Origin of the sequence: Virgibacillus salexigens (genome assembly GCF_014905415.1) — a bacterium.
Classification (GTDB): Bacteria; Bacillota; Bacilli; order Bacillales; family Amphibacillaceae; genus Virgibacillus; species Virgibacillus salexigens.
This window is the reverse complement of the sequence record NZ_BNEO01000002.1, coordinates 1,121,141-1,140,813: the sequence shown is the minus strand read 5'-3', so window position 1 is coordinate 1,140,813 and position 19,673 is coordinate 1,121,141. Positions and strand designations below refer to the sequence as shown.

At 36.1% G+C, this 19,673-nt stretch carries 18 protein-coding genes; all 18 read left to right on the top strand.

Annotation, left to right across the window (positions count from 1 at the left end):
• Nucleotides 1–130: 130 nt before the first annotated feature.
• The 18 genes from icd (at nt 131) to JKP73_RS13635 (ending at nt 19,650) form a co-directional block, all read left to right on the top strand.
• On the top strand, nt 131–1,402 hold the full coding sequence (gene icd, locus JKP73_RS13720) for an NADP-dependent isocitrate dehydrogenase (RefSeq protein ID WP_200411414.1): 1,272 nt from the start codon (nt 131–133) through the stop codon (nt 1,400–1,402).
• 20 nt (nt 1,403–1,422) lie between these two features.
• The gene (mdh, locus tag JKP73_RS13715) at nt 1,423–2,361 is read left to right on the top strand and encodes a malate dehydrogenase (RefSeq protein WP_021290881.1); all 939 of its coding nucleotides are present in this window, start codon (nt 1,423–1,425) and stop codon (nt 2,359–2,361) included.
• Between the two features lie 139 nt (nt 2,362–2,500).
• On the top strand, nt 2,501–2,977 hold the full coding sequence (locus JKP73_RS13710; protein WP_021290882.1) for a MaoC/PaaZ C-terminal domain-containing protein: 477 nt from the start codon (nt 2,501–2,503) through the stop codon (nt 2,975–2,977).
• 205 nt (nt 2,978–3,182) lie between these two features.
• Nucleotides 3,183–3,875, top strand: coding sequence for a response regulator transcription factor (locus tag JKP73_RS13705; protein ID WP_021290883.1), 693 nt, complete (start codon nt 3,183–3,185; stop codon nt 3,873–3,875).
• Nucleotides 3,875–5,266: a two-component system histidine kinase PnpS gene (pnpS, locus tag JKP73_RS13700; RefSeq protein ID WP_021290884.1), complete on the top strand. Its 1,392-nt coding sequence runs from the start codon at nt 3,875–3,877 to the stop codon at nt 5,264–5,266. Before JKP73_RS13705 ends, pnpS begins: the two co-directional genes overlap by 1 nt.
• Before the next feature lie 95 nt (nt 5,267–5,361).
• A complete protein-coding gene (gene polA / locus JKP73_RS13695) occupies nt 5,362–7,998 on the top strand; it encodes a DNA polymerase I (RefSeq protein WP_021290885.1) in 2,637 nt (878 codons plus the stop codon).
• A 12-nt stretch (nt 7,999–8,010) separates the two neighbouring features.
• On the top strand, nt 8,011–8,844 hold the full coding sequence (mutM, locus tag JKP73_RS13690) for a DNA-formamidopyrimidine glycosylase (protein ID WP_021290886.1): 834 nt from the start codon (nt 8,011–8,013) through the stop codon (nt 8,842–8,844).
• 4 nt (nt 8,845–8,848) lie between these two features.
• Nucleotides 8,849–9,448, top strand: coding sequence for a dephospho-CoA kinase (gene coaE / locus JKP73_RS13685; RefSeq protein ID WP_200411459.1), 600 nt, complete (start codon nt 8,849–8,851; stop codon nt 9,446–9,448).
• Nucleotides 9,449–9,662: 214 nt separating this feature from the next.
• On the top strand, nt 9,663–10,694 hold the full coding sequence (locus tag JKP73_RS13680; protein WP_200411413.1) for a glyceraldehyde-3-phosphate dehydrogenase: 1,032 nt from the start codon (nt 9,663–9,665) through the stop codon (nt 10,692–10,694).
• A gap of 177 nt (nt 10,695–10,871) precedes the next feature.
• On the top strand, nt 10,872–11,255 hold the full coding sequence (speD, locus tag JKP73_RS13675; RefSeq protein ID WP_038243289.1) for an adenosylmethionine decarboxylase: 384 nt from the start codon (nt 10,872–10,874) through the stop codon (nt 11,253–11,255).
• 155 nt (nt 11,256–11,410) lie between these two features.
• Nucleotides 11,411–11,806 (top strand): hypothetical protein, encoded by a 396-nt coding sequence (locus JKP73_RS13670; RefSeq protein ID WP_021290890.1) that lies wholly within the window; start codon nt 11,411–11,413, stop codon nt 11,804–11,806.
• 28 nt (nt 11,807–11,834) lie between these two features.
• Nucleotides 11,835–12,299: a transcriptional regulator NrdR gene (gene nrdR / locus JKP73_RS13665; RefSeq protein WP_021290891.1), complete on the top strand. Its 465-nt coding sequence runs from the start codon at nt 11,835–11,837 to the stop codon at nt 12,297–12,299.
• A gap of 25 nt (nt 12,300–12,324) precedes the next feature.
• A complete protein-coding gene (locus tag JKP73_RS13660; RefSeq protein ID WP_200411458.1) occupies nt 12,325–13,665 on the top strand; it encodes a replication initiation and membrane attachment family protein in 1,341 nt (446 codons plus the stop codon).
• A gap of 21 nt (nt 13,666–13,686) precedes the next feature.
• Complete coding sequence (gene dnaI / locus JKP73_RS13655) at nt 13,687–14,613, top strand: primosomal protein DnaI (RefSeq protein ID WP_021290893.1); 927 nt, start codon at nt 13,687–13,689, stop codon at nt 14,611–14,613.
• Between the two features lie 494 nt (nt 14,614–15,107).
• Complete coding sequence (locus tag JKP73_RS13650; RefSeq protein ID WP_200411412.1) at nt 15,108–15,893, top strand: 2,3-dihydro-2,3-dihydroxybenzoate dehydrogenase; 786 nt, start codon at nt 15,108–15,110, stop codon at nt 15,891–15,893.
• 30 nt (nt 15,894–15,923) lie between these two features.
• Nucleotides 15,924–17,099, top strand: a complete 1,176-nt coding sequence (gene dhbC, locus JKP73_RS13645) for an isochorismate synthase DhbC (protein ID WP_021290895.1) — start codon at nt 15,924–15,926, stop codon at nt 17,097–17,099.
• A 25-nt stretch (nt 17,100–17,124) separates the two neighbouring features.
• The gene (locus JKP73_RS13640; RefSeq protein WP_160807032.1) at nt 17,125–18,738 is read left to right on the top strand and encodes a (2,3-dihydroxybenzoyl)adenylate synthase; all 1,614 of its coding nucleotides are present in this window, start codon (nt 17,125–17,127) and stop codon (nt 18,736–18,738) included.
• 30 nt (nt 18,739–18,768) lie between these two features.
• On the top strand, nt 18,769–19,650 hold the full coding sequence (locus JKP73_RS13635) for an isochorismatase (protein ID WP_160807277.1): 882 nt from the start codon (nt 18,769–18,771) through the stop codon (nt 19,648–19,650).
• Nucleotides 19,651–19,673: the final 23 nt, after the last annotated feature.

Genomic DNA, 19,673 nt, shown 5'->3' with positions numbered 1-19,673 from the left:
TAAATAAAGTAAACTTACCAATTTAATCAGGAAAGCACGCATGTATTTTTGTTTGGGAACAAAGATGTTCATAAACGGAAATCTTTGCTAAACTATAAATGCATAATGAAATTAGGAGGTATTCATTGATATGGCACAGGGAGAAAAGATTATTGTAGAAAATGGACAAATGCATGTACCAAATAAACCAATTGTTCCATTTATTGAGGGGGATGGAACAGGTCCAGATATTTGGGCGGCTGCTCGTAGAGTGATTGAAGCTTCTGTTGAGAAAGCATACAATGGCAAAAAAGAGATTGATTGGCTGGAAGTATACGCTGGTCAAAAGTCATTTGATCAGTCTGGCGAATGGCTTCCACAGGATACACTTGATAAAATTAATGAATATAAAATTGCTATTAAAGGGCCTCTTACTACTCCAATTGGTGGGGGTATTCGTTCGTTAAATGTGGCATTACGCCAGGAATTAGATCTATTCACGTGTTTACGTCCTGTTCGTTACTTTGAAGGTGTTCCATCACCTGTGAAACGTCCAGAGGATGTAGATATGGCAATTTTCCGTGAAAACACAGAAGATATTTATGCAGGTATCGAGTGGCAAAAAGGTTCAGATGAAGTGAAAAAAGTGATTGATTTCTTGAAAAATGAAATGAATGTAACAAATATTCGCTTCCCTGAAACATCGGGTATTGGTGTGAAGCCAGTTTCAGAGGAAGGAACGAAACGATTAGTGCGTGCTAGTATTCAATATGCATTAAATGAAGGACGTAAGAGTGTTACTTTAGTACATAAAGGTAACATCATGAAATTTACAGAAGGATCATTTAAAGCTTGGGGATATGAAGTAGCTGAGGAAGAATTTGGTGATAAAGTTTTCACTTGGGCAGAGTATGATCGTATCATTGAAAAAGAAGGAAAAGATGTTGCAAATAAAGCACAAGATGAAGCGTTGGCTGCAGGAAAGATTTTAATAAAAGATGCTATTGCTGATATCTTCTTACAACAAATACTTACCAGACCAAATGAATTTGATGTTGTTGCTACAATGAACTTGAATGGAGATTATATTTCGGATGCACTTGCAGCACAAGTAGGCGGAATCGGTATTGCTCCAGGGGCAAACATTAATTATGACACAGGACATGCGATTTTTGAGGCTACTCATGGAACTGCTCCTAAATATGCAGGATTAGATAAAGTAAATCCATCTTCTGTTATTCTGTCAGCTGTATTAATGCTTGAACATTTAGAATGGAGAGAAGCGGCTGATCTAATTACCAAAGCTATGGATAAAACAATTGCCTCGAAAGTGGTTACGTATGATTTCGCTCGATTAATGGATGGGGCTACTGAAGTGAAATGCTCAGAGTTCGCAGATGAACTAATTAAAAACATGGATTAATGTGCAAAGGGGATTTTAAAATGGCTATTAAGAGAAGTAAAGTATCCGTAATTGGCTCTGGATTTACTGGAGCAACAACTGCATTAATGATGGCGCAAAAGGAATTAGGAGATGTAGTACTTGTAGATATTCCAGATATGGAGGATCCAACAAAAGGGAAAGCCCTTGATATGTTAGAGGCAAGTCCAGTACAAGGATTTGACGCATCCATTATTGGAACTGCTAATTACGAAGATACAAAAGACTCTGACTTGGTTATTATTACAGCAGGTATTGCACGTAAGCCAGGTATGAGCCGTGATGATTTAGTGAACACCAACGCAAAGATCATGAAATCCGTAACAAAAGAAATTGTTAACTATTCGCCTGATACTTATATCGTAGTATTAACAAACCCAGTGGATGCAATGACATATACGGTGTTTAAGGAATCTGGATTACCGAAAGAACGTGTAATTGGACAGTCCGGCGTTCTTGATACAGCTAGATTCCGTACTTTTGTTGCACAAGAACTAAACCTATCTGTTAAAGATGTAACTGGATTTGTACTAGGTGGTCATGGTGACGACATGGTTCCATTAATTCGTTATTCTTATGCAGGTGGTATTCCATTAGAAAAATTAATTTCTAAAGATCGACTTGACGCCATTGTAGAACGTACTCGCAAAGGTGGAGGAGAAATTGTAGGTTTATTAGGAAATGGCAGTGCTTATTATGCTCCAGCTGCATCTTTAACTGTGATGGCTGAAGCAATTCTTAAAGACCAACGGCGTGTTCTTCCTTCCATTGCCTATTTGGAAGGAGAATATGGATACTCGGATATTTATTTAGGAGTACCAACCGTATTAGGTGGTAAAGGAATTGAAGAAATTATTGAATTAGACTTAACAGAAGATGAAAAGGCTGCGCTAGATAAATCCGCAGATTCTGTTAAAAATGTACTAAATGTATTAGAATAAGTTGATAAAAGCCCCTATCTATAACAATATAGATAGGAGCTTTTTTATAATGTATAGAGAATTTTATTGGAAATATTATGATGACTTTGATATAATAGAAAGCGCTTACATTTACTGATTTACATTTAGGGGGGATATTGTGTTAGGAAAAAGGCGGGCATTAGGAAAAGAGTTAAAGGATATAAGTATTGGCGATTCGTATTCAGAGACGAAGAAGATGGGTGATCGCGATTTATTGTTATATTTGGGGTTATCCAATGATGCGAATCCGTTATATCTTCAGCATGATTATGCATCATTAACTGATTATAAAAAGCCAATTGTACCATCTGTAATGCTATTTGGTATGATTTCTTCTATCGTATCTATGCACTTACCAGGTCCAGGTAGCCATATAACACAACATGAAATGACATTTCCGAACCCAGTTTATCACAACATGAATGTACAATTTCTTATTAAAGTCATTGCTATTGATCATCATAATCAACGCGTAGCGATGAGTGTCTCTGGAACCGATCAAGAAGGAAATGAAGTGGTGAAAGGAAAGCTTTATGTTTGTCCAGCATGTAAGCCAAATACTCTGACAGCTCAATCTTTAGAAAACTTTTTTTAACTGACAAATATGGAATGAGGAATAAATATCGCTGCTCGGAAATACTATTCAGTAAGAGGATAGTATTTTTTCTTTCAACGAAGCATCAGATTAGTTTGTAAATTTTAATTTACAAACTCTCAGCTTGTTCACATTAATACCTATTCATTGTAAGATGAGAGTGTAACAAATAATCTACTAGCGATCAGAAACGGGGACTGTACACATGAATGAAAAAATATTGATTGTAGACGATGAGAAGTCAATTGTTACATTATTAAATTACAATATTGAAAAAGCAGGATTCCAAACGGATGTTGCTTATGATGGGAATCAAGCTGTCCAGAAAGCCGAAAGTACCGGGTACGATTTAATAGTTCTCGATCTTATGCTGCCAGAAATGGATGGGATGGATGTTTGTAGATATCTTCGAAATAATCAAATAGACACACCAATTCTAATGTTGACCGCTAAGGATGAGGAGTTTGATAAGGTACTTGGTCTGGAACTTGGGGCAGATGATTATTTAACAAAGCCATTTAGTCCGAAAGAAGTCATTGCAAGAATCAAGGCAATTCTTCGACGGTCAACAAAAGTAGAAAAATCCAATTTTTCGTATATACAAATTGGCGAATTGACTGTTTATCCGGAAAGATATGAAGCAGAAATGCATCATAAGGTAATCACCTTTACCCGAAAAGAATTTGAACTACTTTATTATTTAGCAAAAAATAAAGGTAAGGTTATATCCAGAGATCAGTTGCTTAGTGGTGTGTGGGATTATGATTTTGTTGGAGATACTCGTATCGTGGATGTTCATGTTTCGCATTTACGAGATAAAATTGAACCAGATTCAAAAAAACCTGTTTATATAAAAACAGTCAGAGGTCTGGGATATAAAATGGAGGACCCTAGTTAATGCGATTTTTGTTTAAGAAGCCAATTTTCGGATATGTTATTGGTATTTTTCTTGTTGTAGCATTTACTGCTATTTTATTAAGTTTTTTAATCGGCCATTCCTTTGTATTAATTGCAGTGCTGCTTATTCAATTTATAGTACTATTATTATTTTTATTAAACTTTTATGACCGCTTCATAAAGCCTGTAAATAAAGCGACTAATACAATCGATGAGATTGTGAAGGGGAATTATCGTGCAAGGTTTCATCATCCTACAAGCGATAGTATTGGCTTATTAAGCACCAAGATAAATTCACTTGCACGTAATTTAAGTGAGATATCTATTCAAGAACAGATGCAATCCGAACAGTTATCCACGATTATCGAAAATACCCAAAGTGGCTTGGTTTTAATTGATTCAAAAGGGTATATTCACTTTGTAAATAAAAAGTTCATTACTCTATTTGGTAATTCTTCAAAAGCCTACCAAGGCTATTTATATTATGACGTGTTAAATAACGAGATTATCCATGAGACTGTACAAAAAACCTTTCTCTACGAACGAAATATAAAAGAAGAATTCACCCATTTTAAAGGTCTTGATAAATACTATATTGAAATAGTGGGTGCACCTATCTTTGATGATCGCAATATCTTAAAAGGTGCAGTTCTTGTACTTTACGATATTACTGAAATGAAAAAGCTAGAATTGATGAGGAAGGACTTCGTTGCTAATGTATCCCATGAGTTGAAAACACCGATTACTTCAATTAAAGGCTTTGCAGAGACATTGCTTGATAATTCTGCGGATCAATCCGATGAAAACAAAGAATTCTTAGAAATTATCTATAAAGAAAGTAATCGTCTACAACTTTTAATTGAGGATTTATTAATTTTATCACGATTAGAAAAAGAGAATTTTCAACTTGTACTATCAACATTTGATGTGAAAGAAGCCATCCATGAAATTACTCCAATTATTGAACATAAATTAACAGAAAAGAAATTATCATTTTCTACGGATGTTGAACCTAATGTAGAATTAACAGCGGATAAAGAAAAAGTAAAACAAATCATGTTAAATTTAATTGATAATGCCATTAACTACACCCCAGAAGCAGGGGAAATTAATTTATCTGCTGCTGAGGACGATGAAAGTATTTACCTTCAAATAAAAGATACTGGAATCGGTATTGCGAAGGAGTCTCTACCCCGTATTTTTGAACGTTTCTATCGTGTTGATAAAGCGAGAAGTAGAAATACAGGAGGTACAGGGTTGGGTTTAGCTATTGTCAAGCATATCGTTGAGGTGCATGACGGGGATATTCAAATCGAAAGTGAAGTAAACGAAGGGACAACAATCACTGTCATCCTTCCTAAAGTAACTGGAAGCAAAAACATTCTTGATTAAAGTGTGTTTTTGCTTTTTTGTGTTATACTGTCGTTTCACTTTATAAAGCTAGAATGATAAAATATGTTTAATGATGAATTTTCGGAGGCGAGACTATGAGCAATAAATTAGTATTAATAGATGGAAATAGTATTATTTATCGAGCCTTTTTTGCCTTGCCATTGTTGAATAATGATAAAGGTGTTTATACAAATGCAGTATATGGTTTTACAACGATGCTTCTTCGTATCCTGAAGGAAGAGGAACCTACCCATATGCTTGTTGCATTTGATGCAGGCAAGACAACTTTTCGACATACAACTTATAAAGAGTATAAAGGTGGACGTCAAAAGACACCACCAGAGCTATCTGAACAGTTCCCTTTATTAAAGGAAGTATTAGATGCATTTGAAATTGCTCATTATCAACTCGACAACTATGAAGCAGATGATATTATCGGCACATTGTCCAAGCGTGTAAGAAAAGACAAATGGGATGTAACGGTTATTTCTGGAGATAAAGATCTGCTTCAACTTGTCTCAGACAAGGTTACCGTTAATCTAACCAAAAAAGGTATAAGTGAGGTAGAGCGATATACACCTACTTTTTTGAAAAACAAAATGGAAATTTCGCAGGATCAAATTATTGACCTAAAAGCTTTAATGGGAGATAACTCTGATAATATCCCAGGTGTACCTGGCGTTGGAGAGAAGACTGCAGTTAAGCTTTTAAAGCAATTTGAGACATTAGAAAATGTATATGAACATATAGATAAAGTCAGTGGTAAAAAACTAAAAGAGAAACTTACAAATCATAAAGAAGACGCATTTATGAGTAAACAACTTGTTACGATCGAACGCGATTCGCCAGTAACGATTTCTACCAAAGATATTACTTACAATGGATATGAGCAGAAGAAGGTAAGTGAAGTTTTTAAACAATTAGGTTTTCAATCATTGCTTAGCCGATTAGATGGACAAGATGAAGAAGCTGATATGGTCTACGAAAAAGCAGAGATTGATTATACGGTTATTAACGAATTATCAGCTGATATGATAACTGGTGAAGAAGCGTTAATTGTTGAAATGTTAGGGGAAAACTATCATCAATTAGCAATTGAAGGCTTTGGGATCGTTAATGCTGAGCATGCCTATTTTCTACCAACAGAAGAAGCATTGAGGTCAACTTCATTTCAAAATTGGTTAGAAGATGGAAAAAAGAAGAAATTCGTATTTGATGCAAAAAAAACACTCGTCGCCCTTTTGAGAGAAGATATTCATATTAAAGGAATTACATTCGATATGCTATTAGCATCCTACCTACTTAATCCATCAGAGAATAATCATGACATACCGGCAATTGGAAATCGGTTCGGAAGAAATGATTGCTACTTTGATGAAGAAATATATGGTAAAGGTGCTAAATTAAAGCTGCCTGAACAAAAAGTTTTAGCTGAACATGTAATTAGTAAAGCAACTGTGATGTTTGAATTACGAAATAAGATGGAACAGCAACTTGAAGCAAATGAACAATATGATTTATATAAAGAACTCGAGATGCCTCTAGCTTTAATACTAGGTGAGATGGAGCATACGGGAGTAGCTGTTGATAAAGAACGTTTAGAAGAAATGAGAGTTAATTTAAAAGATCGATTGGATCAATTGGAGAAAGAAGTGCATGACTTAGCAGGAGAATCATTTAATTTAAATTCACCAAAACAATTAGGGCCAATTCTATTTGAAAAGCTGGAGTTGCCAGTGATTAAGAAAACAAAGACAGGCTATTCAACTGCTGCGGATGTCCTTGAACAGTTGCAAGATGAACATGAAATTATTCCGAAACTCCTATTATATCGCCAGCTGGGTAAATTACAATCTACGTATATTGAAGGCTTATTGAAGGTAGTAAATAAAGAAACAAACAAGATTCATACCCGCTTTAATCAAGCACTGACACAAACAGGAAGATTAAGTTCCATTGACCCTAATTTGCAAAATATACCGATTCGTCTAGAAGAGGGTAGAAAAATACGACAAGCCTTTGTACCAGCGAAGGAAGGTTGGGTAATGTTTGCTGCTGATTACTCGCAGATTGAATTACGAGTATTAGCTCACATAGCCAATGATGAGAAACTTATTGCTGCTTTCAAAAATAATATAGACATTCATACACAAACAGCAATGGATGTCTTTCATGTTGAAAAAGATCAAGTTACAGCTAATATGCGACGTCAAGCAAAAGCTGTTAACTTTGGCATTGTATATGGTATTAGTGACTATGGACTATCCCAAAATCTAGGTATTACTAGAAAAGAAGCGAAAAAATTTATTGACCGATATTTTGCTAGTTATCCTGGTGTTAAAGTATATATGGAAGAAATCGTTCAAGAGGCGAAACACAAAGGGTTTGTAAGTACATTGATGAAACGTAGAAGGTATCTGCCTGATATCACGAGTAGAAATTTTAATGTTAGAAGTTTTGCAGAGCGAACGGCAATGAATTCACCGATCCAAGGCAGTGCTGCTGACATTATTAAAAAAGCAATGATTGATCTGGATAACAAGTTAAAGGAAGAGAAGCTACAAGCAAGAATGCTGCTGCAGGTACACGATGAATTAATCGTAGAGGCGCCACGTTCTGAGATAGATAAACTAAAAGAGATTATACCAGCTATAATGGAAGAAACGGTTGAACTCGCCGTTCCGTTAAAAGTGGATTATGCGTATGGGGATAGCTGGTTTGATGCGAAGTAAGGAGATAAGGAGATGCCGGAATTACCAGAAGTAGAAACAATTCGAAACACTTTAAGACAATTTGTCTTAAATAAAACGATTGAGCATGTAGATGTAAGGTGGCCAAAAATCATCAAACGGCCTGATGATGTGGAACAATTTAAATCAGAAATCATAGGGCAAACGATTACAGATATCCAGCGAAAAGGGAAGTTTTTGTTATTCGAATTGGATGATTATGTTCTCGTATCCCATTTACGAATGGAGGGGAAGTATAGTGTAACTGCAGGCTCAGAACCAGAAAAGAAACACACCCATGTCATTTTCTCTTTTACTAATGGAGATCAGTTACGCTATAATGATGTTCGCAAATTTGGAACAATGCATTTATTTAAAAAAGGGGAAGAACAAGATAATAAGCCTTTATGCTTATTAGGGCCAGATCCATTTGATGATGCGTTTACACCAGAATATTTTATTACAAAGTTAAAAAAGACGGAACGAGTAATTAAAGCAGCTTTATTAGATCAAACAATTGTTGCCGGGTTAGGTAATATTTATGTGGATGAAACATTATTTAGAGCGGGAGTTCATCCATTAAAGCAAGCGAATAGATTGACTCAAAAAGAAATAAAGGAAATTCGTAAACAGGCGATAGCTACTATTCAAGCAGCTGTTATAAAGGGTGGTACAACAATTCGATCTTACGTTAATGGTCAAGGCGATATGGGAATGTTCCAGCAAGAGCTGTTTGTTTATGGACAAGAAAACAAACCTTGTAAAAATTGTGGAAAGACAATTGTTAAAATGAAAATTGGTGGTCGAGGAACCCATATTTGTACCTCGTGTCAGGTATTAAAGAGGTGAGATGATGGCATTAATCATTGGATTAACAGGTAGTATTGCTACTGGAAAGAGTACGGTTTCACTTATGTTTGATGATTTTAATATTCCTGTTATTGATGCAGATAAAATCTCAAGAGAAGTCGTAAATCCAGGAGAGATAGCTTATGAACAAATAATTGAAACATTTGGAAGCCATATTTTAAGGGAAGATAAGACATTAAATCGTGAGAAACTTGGAGACATTGTTTTTAATGAAGAAACAAAACGAAAGCAGTTAAATGAAATTGTACATCCAGCAGTACGCAAAAAAATGCTTGATCGCCGAGACGGATATGTTAAAGCTGGGGCAACTTGTGTTGTATTAGATATACCGCTGCTATTCGAAAGTAAACTAACCACGTTAGTTGAGAAAACAATTGTTGTCTATGTTGATGAGCAATTGCAATTAGAACGTCTAATGAAGAGGAATAATTATTCTGAACACGAAGCAAAACAACGTATTGCATCACAAATGCCTGTAAAAGCTAAAGCAGCAATGGCAGATGCAGTTATTAATAATAATCAAACCAAATATGAATCCTATGAACAGTTAGAACGTCTTTTAGCATCTTGGAATGTCATTTAATTTTACATGAACAGGTTGTCTCAATCGCAGACAACCTGTTTTTTTGTAACTGCTTATTAAAATAGCCTTTAAATTCAGTAACTCTCCATAATGAATTGTTTGAAAACTAAAACTTATACTGAAATCAAAAATAAGGAACACACACAATTATAAATGTGTTATACTAATTAACAAATGAACGAAAAAAGTATAACTTAAAATAGGGGGACCACAGATGAATAAAACACGAATTGCTATAAATGGTTTTGGACGCATTGGGCGTATGGTATTTCGTCAAGCAGTTGAGGATGAACGTTTTGATGTTGTGGCCATCAATGCGAGCTATCCTGCGGAGACATTAACCCATCTAATAAAGTATGATAGTGTTCATGGGATCTTTAACAAGGAAGTGAAAGCGCTTAAAGATTCGATTATAATAGATAACCATAAAATTGCATTAGTTAATTCTCGAGTTCCCGAACAATTACCTTGGGAAGAATTAAAGATCGATATTGTTATTGAAGCAACAGGCAAATTCAAAACAAAAGAAACTGCTGGCGGTCATTTACGTGCTGGGGCTCGGAAAGTGGTGATCACTGCTCCAGGGAAAGATGTGGATAATACAATTGTAATGGGGGTAAATGAACATACATTTAATCCAAAAACAGAAGCTATTATTTCTAACGCTTCGTGTACGACCAATTGTTTAGCACCAGTAGTAAAAATCTTAGATGACTCCTTTGGTATCGAAAATGGATTAATGACAACCGTTCATTCATTTACAAATGATCAAAAAAACATTGATAATCCACATAAAGATCTCAGGCGTGCAAGAGGATGTACGCAATCTATTATACCAACATCAACTGGAGCAGCAAAGGCATTAGGAGAAGTACTTCCACATCTAAATGGTAAACTTCATGGAATGGCACTTCGTGTACCAACACCGAATGTTTCCCTTGTAGATCTTGTTGTCGATGTAAAGAAAACAGCAACCGCTAAAGAAGTAAATCAAGTCTTTAGAAATGCTAGTAAGTCAGATTATCAAGGGATAGTCGATTATAGTGAAGCACCATTAGTTTCCATTGACTATACGACAACGGAGTACTCTGCTATTATTGATGGCTTATCTACAATAGTAATTGATGACCATAAAATAAAGGTTCTAGCGTGGTATGATAACGAATGGGGTTATTCGAAAAGGGTATTAGATTTGGCAAAACATGTCGGCAGTTTCCTGTACCAGCAACAGGCTCAGATTAGCTAAGAATAGGGGCAGCTCTATCTCTATAAAAAGATTGCATTTAAAGAAGAAACAGTTTATACTTTTCGTTGTATTCTTGATTGATTGTCTTACTGCCTAAAGGGTTAGGGCCTCATCGGACTAACATTCCCCCCTTGGCAGAAGTAGGTATCAAGAAAATACCATGAGGGGGAACTTTCGATGGATACAATGGGAAGGCACATTATTGCTGAATTATGGGAATGTAATATTGATAAATTAAATAATATGGCAATGATTGAGCGAATATTTGTTGAAGCTGCGTTGAAAGCTGGTGCCGAAATTCGTGAAGTAACGTTTCACAAGTTCGCACCCCAAGGAGTGAGTGGGGTAGTTATTATATCCGAATCCCACTTAACCATTCATAGTTTTCCTGAACATGGTTACGCAAGCATTGATGTCTATACTTGCGGTGATGAAATAAATCCGAATACAGCAGTTGAATATATTGCTCGCTCGTTAGAATGTAATAATTATGAAAAAGTTGAAGTGTCAAGAGGTATTGGCCCAGTAAAAATGAAAAATATTCAAAATGTACAAATGTAAATAAAATAAGATATAATGATGGGTTGATAGTCTGCTATTAAAGGAATGGCAGATTATTAGCCCATTCTTGTTTTCTATTAGAGGTTTTATACAAAACATGTTAAAATAGTAATACTATACATAGGAATCTATATACTGTATTGGGGTGTCGAAAATTGTCGTTTCGAAATACAATTTCTAAATATTTTAGTAATCATGCAGAGACTAGAGATAATCATTGGGATCCCTCACTCCAAACACATTATTATAAAACAACTAAAGACAAAGGGATGAGTTTACTTGAGGATTTATTCCAGCGTTCTCAAGTATATGAATTACACTCAATATCCAAAGAACATGGAGAGATTAGTGTAAACCTTAAAAAAGGAAAAAAAGCATTTATTATAGCAACCATTATTATGGTAAGACCGTACCAAACCGCAGTTGATTTTTCAGTGACTACTGAATCGCTGCTACCAATTGACTTCGGTTACAGTACAAAATTAATTAAGCTACTTTATGAAGATATAAATAAAGAATTACCGTTAATAACAAAAGAGAAACAGGCATAGGTAGATATGAGGAGTGGGGTTGAACGGCATGAGATGTTCAAATTGCCATAACAAAAGTACAAAAGTATTAGACTCAAGACCAATAGAGGAAGGCCAATCGATAAGGAGACGTAGGGAATGTGAACAATGCGGTTTTCGCTTTACAACATTTGAGCGAATTGAAGATGTTCCTTTAATTGTTGTTAAAAAAGATGGAGCACGTCAGGAGTTTAGCCGTGAAAAATTGATTCGTGGCATTATTAGAGCATGTGAAAAACGACCAGTTCCATTAGAAAGGATTGAAGGGATTGCATTGGGCGTTGAGAAAGAGCTTCGCAATGAAGGGATTTCAGAGGTCGATAGTAAAGAAGTAGGTGAAAGAGTTATGGATCGACTTTCTCAATTAGATGAAGTAGCTTATGTGCGATTTGCTTCCGTATACCGACAATTTAAAGATATCAGCGTTTTTCTTGATGAGTTAAAAGATTTAATTAAAACGGATAAGCAAAATTAATCAACATGAAAGGATTAGAGTGAGGATGAACAGGATTGGCAAGATTTTACCTGTTGAAGGTTATTATGTTGTTCTCAAAGAATCATTACCGATTGACTACGCAAAATCTTTAACACATTTATATCAACCGTTAATTGGAATTCAAGCAGTTACTTTATACCAAACGTTATTACATGAGAAAGACCTACAAATGAATAATACGAAACCCCAAACTCATCATACGTTAATGAATTACTTAAATCTACCTTTAGATGAAATATATGCTGCGCGTTTAAAATTAGAAGGAATTGGTATGTTAAAAACATATCAAAAAAATAATGGAACAAACAATATTTATACGTATGAATTACAGCCTTTATTCTCACCAAAAAACTTTTTTAAAGATCCTATGTTATCTCAGCTTTTATACCACCATATCGGTATGGACAAATATAACGGATTAAAACAGTATTTTGTACAACAATCTATGGATACGTATGGGGAGAGTATAACTGCTTCTTTTCTGGATGTCTTTCAGACGATAAGACCTGTGAGTACAATAGAGGTGGAAGATGAAGAAGAACCAGTGGGAATGGTTGAGCATACAGATCTTTCTTGGATTGAGCATGTATTGAAACAACGGATGATCCCAGTACAAAAAGTACTTACTTCATATAACCGTAAGTTGATTTCCCAAATGATGTTTTTATATGATTTAGAGACATTTGAAATTGAAAAGTCCCTTTTATGGGCATTAACAGATGAAAACTACCTCCATGTGGATGAATTTAAAGCTGCGTGTCATGACGTCTTTCAATCAAAATCGAAAGGGAATAAAGTGCAGCTCACAGAAAAGGATAGTTTTATTGATGGAAACCAAACCGATCGAAAGAAACCGGAGACAAAGGAAGAGCAATTGATTCAACACTTAGAAACCATATCTCCAAAGCAACTGTTGGAAGATCTGTCTAGCGGCAATCAAGCGTCAGAACAGGATTTACGGTTAATTCGTGATATCATGACCCAACAAGGTTTACCTTCTCCAGTTATGAATGTCTTAATTCATTATGTATTACTTCAATCTAACATGAAGCTTTCTAAAGCTTATTTAGGGAAAATAGCAAGTCATTGGTCAAGAGCTAATTTGAAAACCGCTAAAGAAGCTATGGTCTTTGCGAAACAAGAAAGAAATAGTTTCCAAAAAGGAAAGACAAGCCCAAACACCTATCGAACAAAACAATCAAGAGAAGTAATTCCTGATTGGTTTAAGGATCAGAAGAGCAAGCAAAGGCAAATGGCTGCAGCCCAGGAAGAAGTCTTAGATGAAGCTAAGGAACAAAAAGAAATAGAAGCGTTGTTAAAACAATATTCAAGCAACAATAAATAAGTGTGATCAAGGATGAATAATATGAAGCCAGTACAATCCTCGCTGCAAAAGTGGATGAGAGAAAATGAGAACTTCCAGGAAAATTATTTAAAAATAAAACAAGAAATACTTAGTGATGGGGAGATTAAATCATTTTTAGCCGAACATCCTCAATTGCCACAAGCGGAAATAGATAAAAATTTAATAAAGCTTCATGAATACAAAACACAATCAAAGCAGTGTGATCAATGTACATGTTTTGAAGAATGTAAGAATATGGTTCAAGGTTATTCTCCTGTTTTACAAGTAGAAGACAAAGAGATCCATTTATCTTATGAAAAATGCCATAATCGGAAGGATTATGAAAAGCAGCGGGAGCAACAACAGATGGTTCAGAGTTTATATATGCCGAAACAAATTCTTGAAGCAACGATTGATAACATTGATACAGATCCTAAACGAAGTAAAGCGGTTAAAGAATTACTCCAATTTGTGGAACAAGCTAAGTCAGGTGTACCTGAAAAAGGGATTTATTTTTACGGTCCATTCGGAGTAGGGAAAACATACTTTCTAGGGGCTTTAGCTAACAAACTAAAAGAATTACAGCTTTCTTCGACTATTATTTATATGCCGGAGTTTGTACGTGAAATGAAGGCTTCGATGAAAGATGATTCGATAAATAAAAAGCTAGATTATTTTAAAAAAGCAGATGTACTTATGCTTGATGATATTGGTGCCGAAATGCAATCCTCTTGGTTTCGTGATGAAATTCTTGGCTCGTTATTGCAATATAGAATGATGGAGGGACTCCCGGTATTCTTTACATCTAATTACAGTATGGAAGAGTTAGAAAGTCATCTTGCACAAACGAAGACGGGCGTTGAAACGGTGAAAGCTGGCCGGATTATTGAACGGATGAAACAGATTAGTAAAGAAATTCCCATTTTCGCTGAAAATAGAAGAAAATAACGTTAGGATGCACAAGAGCTTGAATTTTCAAGCTCTTTTTTTTATAGGAATATAACGTTTACGAGGATGATTACTAAAACCAAGTTAATTCAACTGTGTCAGACTAAAGCGATTAGTGTAGTGAATCCCCCCACACTTCTGTATGAAAAAGAGACTTTATAATACGAATGTCCGTCGTAATCTTGTTACGGACCGAACGGCACGGGTTTAACAAACCTCCTTTTATTATCACCTTTAGATCGCCCCTCTAGCGCTATTCCATTTTTAAATGAAGTAATGAAAAAGACTTATACTTTAAGGATTTGACTTTTCTAGACTAATGCTTTAGAAATAGGACTTTTCATACAATTGGTAAAAAGTTCAAAAAATCACTTGATTCCATCAATGAGAACGGTTATCATTTAGTTTAAATAATGATAATGATAATCATTCTCATTATCATTATAGGTAATAATAGTTATTTATATGAAACGAACGTTGGAAGGAGTGATACCATGCAGTTTACGGGAATTAAAGGAAAGGTAGCTGTCGTTATAGGTGCTTCAGGTGGTATGGGACAGTCGATAGTTGAACAGCTTTCTGATAATGGGGCATATGTAGTCGCAATAGATAATCAGAAAGATAAGCTTTATTCATTTGTGAGTGATTTGCAGCAAAAGGGGATCCAACTAGCATCATGCCCTCTTGATATTCGTGATTACGATGAAGTTGAGAAAACAATAGAAACCATTGAGAGGGATGTTGGACCAATAGAAATACTTATTCATGCAGCTGGTGTCCTTTATTTGGACGAAGTTGTTTCGTTACCAAAAACGAATTGGGATACAACTTTTGCGATTAATACTACTGGCGTATTTCATATAGCACAAGCAGTAAGCAGAAGAATGATTCCACGCCAAAAAGGTTCAATGGTTATTGTGAGTTCAAATGCTGCACGTATTCCACGGATGTCAATGGCTGCTTATGCAGCTTCAAAAGCAGCTACCACTATGTTTGTTAAATGCTTAGGACTAGAGTTAGCGCAACATCATATTCGTTGTAATATTGTTTCTCCAGGATCTACGGAAACAGATATGCTTAAACAGTTGTGGAAAGATGAGCAAGGAGAACAAATATCGATCAGCGGAACTGCAGAAGAATACCGACTAGGAATTCCACTAGGTAAAATAGGGCATCCATTGGATGTTACCCGAACTGTATTATTCCTTACTTCTGATATGGCTGGTCATATTACAATGGAGGATATTTGTGTAGATGGTGGAGCAACATTAGGGTTGTAAAACAAGCACAATAAAAGGAGGATATTAGAAATGATAAACGCTACTGCTACAAATAAAAGGGGACAAGCACCTTTACTTGAGCATTATCAAAAGGGCGATTTTTTCCTAGCTTCACCGTTACGGACGATTTTGGGAAGAGGGGTATATTCAACTGTCGATACTTCAAATAATCATGGGTTGTCGAATCAAATTAGGAATGCATTGACTCAGGCTAAATTAGCTGGGCAAAACAAGCCAATAGTGGTAGGAGCGATTCCATTTAGTACTTCTACAGCAGCAAAGCTAGTCATCCCAAAAGATATTCGTATCGGATCCTCTCTTTCAATTCAGGATGATGAATGCAAAAAAGCATCTAGCAGTTCATTTGAAATTCAAGCTGTACCAGAACCAGAGGCATATTTGGCTGGTGTATTACAAGGTTTGGATGCTATTGAGGCAGGTTCGATCCAAAAAATTGTTTTATCGAGATCGTTACATATAACTTCAGCCAATCGAATAGATACACATCAATTATTAAAGAATCTGGCGTTTGATAACAAATCGGGTTACACATTTGCAGCTCATTTAAGTACCGAAAATGACCATTTAGAAGATCGAACATTAATTGGGGCAAGTCCAGAATTACTTGTCTCGAAAATGGGAGAAAAGATCGTGGCAAATCCGTTAGCTGGATCACGCCCTCGTTGTAAAGATCCAATTGAGGATGAGCAGCAAGCTAAAGAATTACTCGACTCAACGAAGGACTTACATGAACATACGGTAGTTGTCGAAGCGGTGAAACAATCACTACAAGGTTTTTGTTTAGAGCTAGATGTACCGAATAAGCCAACAGTAATCAAGACAGAAGCAATGTGGCATCTTTCTACTGAAATTACAGGGACTTTAAAAGATTCTCAAGTAACTTCTATCGATTTAGCAACAGCGTTGCACCCAACGCCAGCTGTTTGTGGCTATCCTACGGAGGATGCTCGTAATGCTATAGAGAAAATAGAACCATTTGATCGAGGTTTTTTTACTGGAATGGTAGGTTGGTGTGATGCATCTGGAAATGGGGAGTGGGTAGTTACGATTCGTTGTGCCGAAATACAAGGCAACAACCTTCAATTATATGCAGGAGCTGGAATTGTAGCTGGTTCAAACCCTGATGATGAGTTGGCTGAGACTGCAGCGAAATTTGGTACGATGCTCCAAGGAATGGGAATTTGAAAAAGGATAAAGGAGGAATGGCACAATGGTTTTAGCAGGATGTCCAACTTGGCCAGATGAATTTGCAACTTTTTATCGGGAAAAAGGGTGTTGGCAAGGAAAAACATTTGGACAGTTGTTGCAAGAAAATGCCAATAAATACGGAAACCAAATTGCCATGACTGACGGTGAAACAGAAGTGTCTTACAGTGATTTTAATGCAAACGTAGACCAGCTTGCAGCAGGTCTTCAAAGGTTAGGGATACAAAAAGAAGATCGTGTAGTGGTACAGCTGCCTAATCAACTTGCATTTTTTGATGTCGTCTTTGCTTTATTTCGTTTAGGAGCAATTCCCGTATATGCCCTTCCAGCACATCGGTATAGTGAGATTAGCTATTTTTGTGAATTTGCGGAAGCCAAAGCGTATATCATTCCTGACACGTATGGAGGGTTTAATTATACAGCATTAGCAAACGACGTACAAAAAAGCGTAAATTCACTTGAACATATCATTGTTCATGGTGAGACAAATGAATACACGTCGCTTTCTGAATTGTATTTACAAGCAGAATTTAAAGAGCCAGAAATTAAAGCAAGTGAAATAGCGTTCTTACAGTTATCTGGGGGGAGTACAGGGTTATCCAAATTAATTCCACGCACGCATGATGACTATATCTATACATTACACTTAAGTAATCAAATTTGTCGGATTAATGAAAATAGTGTATTTCTAGCTGTACTACCTATTGCACATAATTTCCCGATGAGTTCACCAGGCGTACTTGGAATATTGTATGCAGGTGGCAAGGTTGTATTATCTTTGGGGTCCAGTCCCGATAAAGCATTCCCGTTAATAGAAAAAGAACAGGTGAATATTACTGCACTTGTACCGCCAATTGCTCTTATATGGCTTGAAGCAATAAAAAGTCATGAAGATGATTTAACAAGTCTACAAGTAATTCAAGTTGGAGGAGCGAAATTTAGTGCGGAAGTTGCGAAACGTATTCAACCTGCGTTTGATTGTAAGTTACAACAAGTATTTGGAATGGCGGAGGGCCTTGTTAATTATACACGCTTAGATGATCCAGACGAGATAATTGTACATACACAAGGAAAACCAATGTCAGCATATGATGAGATTCGGATTGTAGATGAAGAAGATACGATCGTGCCGATAGGTGAAGTAGGGGAGTTATTAACTCGTGGACCCTATACAATAAGAGGATATTATATGGCTCCAATACATAACCGGAAAGCTTTTACTAGTGATGGCTTTTACCGAACCGGTGATTTAGTAAGTGTGAATGAACATGGTTATATCACTGTTGAAGGCCGTGATAAGGATCAAATTAATAGAGGTGGAGAAAAGATCGCAGCAGAGGAAGTCGAAAACCACTTATTGGCACATGCGAATGTATTTGATGCTGCAATCGTTGCTATGCCCGATAAATTCCTTGGTGAAAGAACTTGTGCATTCCTTATTTTAAAATCTCCTTCGGAAAAACCGGCAGATTTCAGGAATTTTTTAAGGGAAAAAGGCTTGGCTGCATATAAAATACCGGATCGTGTAGAGATTGTTGAAGCATTCCCTCAAACGCCATTTGGGAAAGTTAGTAAAAAAACATTGCGACAACAAATTGCACAAAAAATCAATATATAATCATTTATAGGATGAAAGGGAGTGAATAAGATGGGACTTCCATCTATAACAACATATCCGATGCCAAAAAGCACAGATTTACCTAATAATAAAGTGGACTGGCAAGTTGACCCGGAGCGGGCGGTACTACTTATCCATGATATGCAGCAATATTTTATGAATGCTTATGACTCTAGTCAATCACCGTTACCTGAACTAATCAACCATATTCAACAACTAAAAGAGCAGTGTAAACAAATGAATATACCAGTTTTTTATACAGCCCAGCCAGGTAATCAAGATCCAGTTGATCGAGCTCTCTTACAAGATTTCTGGGGTTCTGGACTAAGCGAAGATGCATCGGAGACGCAAATAATTACAGAACTTACTCCAGATGAATCCGATATTCTATTAACAAAATGGCGCTACAGTGCTTTTAAAAGGTCTGATTTTTTACGTATATTACAAGATAGCGGTAGGGATCAACTAATAATCACTGGCGTGTATGCGCATATTGGTTGTTTAGTGACAGCAACCGACGCATTTATGGAAGATATCCAATCATTCTTCGTTGCAGATGCAGTAGCCGATTTTTCGGAATCAGATCATAATATGGCTTTACAGTACGTTGCACATCGTTGTGGGTATTGTTTAACTACAGAGACTGTTTTACGAGATCTTACCTCATATCAGGATGAACCTATTTCGTTTTCTAATCTAAAAAAGCAAATAGCTCATTTGCTCGACCTTGATCCTAAAGAGCTAGGAAATACGGATAATCTAATAGACGTAGGGCTTGATTCGATTCGCATGATGAGTTTAGTAGAGGAATGGCGGCAAGAGGGAATTGAAGTTAACTTTATGAAATTAGTAGAAAGGCCTACCCTAAACGATTGGTGGGAAATGATTACTGGGATACCACAAAATACATAAACTAGTGTCTATGGATAGGAGGT

Bases quoted from the DNA above. Each gene is read 5' to 3' on its own strand.
- icd (WP_200411414.1), top strand. From the start codon at position 131: ATGGCACAGGGAGAAAAGATTATTGTAGAAAATGGACAAATGCATGTA.
- mdh (WP_021290881.1), top strand. From the start codon at position 1,423: ATGGCTATTAAGAGAAGTAAAGTATCCGTAATTGGCTCTGGATTTACT.
- JKP73_RS13705 (WP_021290883.1), top strand. From the start codon at position 3,183: ATGAATGAAAAAATATTGATTGTAGACGATGAGAAGTCAATTGTTACA.
- pnpS (WP_021290884.1), top strand. From the start codon at position 3,875: ATGCGATTTTTGTTTAAGAAGCCAATTTTCGGATATGTTATTGGTATT.
- polA (WP_021290885.1), top strand. From the start codon at position 5,362: ATGAGCAATAAATTAGTATTAATAGATGGAAATAGTATTATTTATCGA.
- mutM (WP_021290886.1), top strand. From the start codon at position 8,011: ATGCCGGAATTACCAGAAGTAGAAACAATTCGAAACACTTTAAGACAA.
- coaE (WP_200411459.1), top strand. From the start codon at position 8,849: ATGGCATTAATCATTGGATTAACAGGTAGTATTGCTACTGGAAAGAGT.
- JKP73_RS13680 (WP_200411413.1), top strand. From the start codon at position 9,663: ATGAATAAAACACGAATTGCTATAAATGGTTTTGGACGCATTGGGCGT.
- speD (WP_038243289.1), top strand. From the start codon at position 10,872: ATGGATACAATGGGAAGGCACATTATTGCTGAATTATGGGAATGTAAT.
- nrdR (WP_021290891.1), top strand. From the start codon at position 11,835: ATGAGATGTTCAAATTGCCATAACAAAAGTACAAAAGTATTAGACTCA.
- JKP73_RS13660 (WP_200411458.1), top strand. From the start codon at position 12,325: ATGAACAGGATTGGCAAGATTTTACCTGTTGAAGGTTATTATGTTGTT.
- dnaI (WP_021290893.1), top strand. From the start codon at position 13,687: ATGAAGCCAGTACAATCCTCGCTGCAAAAGTGGATGAGAGAAAATGAG.
- JKP73_RS13650 (WP_200411412.1), top strand. From the start codon at position 15,108: ATGCAGTTTACGGGAATTAAAGGAAAGGTAGCTGTCGTTATAGGTGCT.
- dhbC (WP_021290895.1), top strand. From the start codon at position 15,924: ATGATAAACGCTACTGCTACAAATAAAAGGGGACAAGCACCTTTACTT.
- JKP73_RS13640 (WP_160807032.1), top strand. From the start codon at position 17,125: ATGGTTTTAGCAGGATGTCCAACTTGGCCAGATGAATTTGCAACTTTT.
- JKP73_RS13635 (WP_160807277.1), top strand. From the start codon at position 18,769: ATGGGACTTCCATCTATAACAACATATCCGATGCCAAAAAGCACAGAT.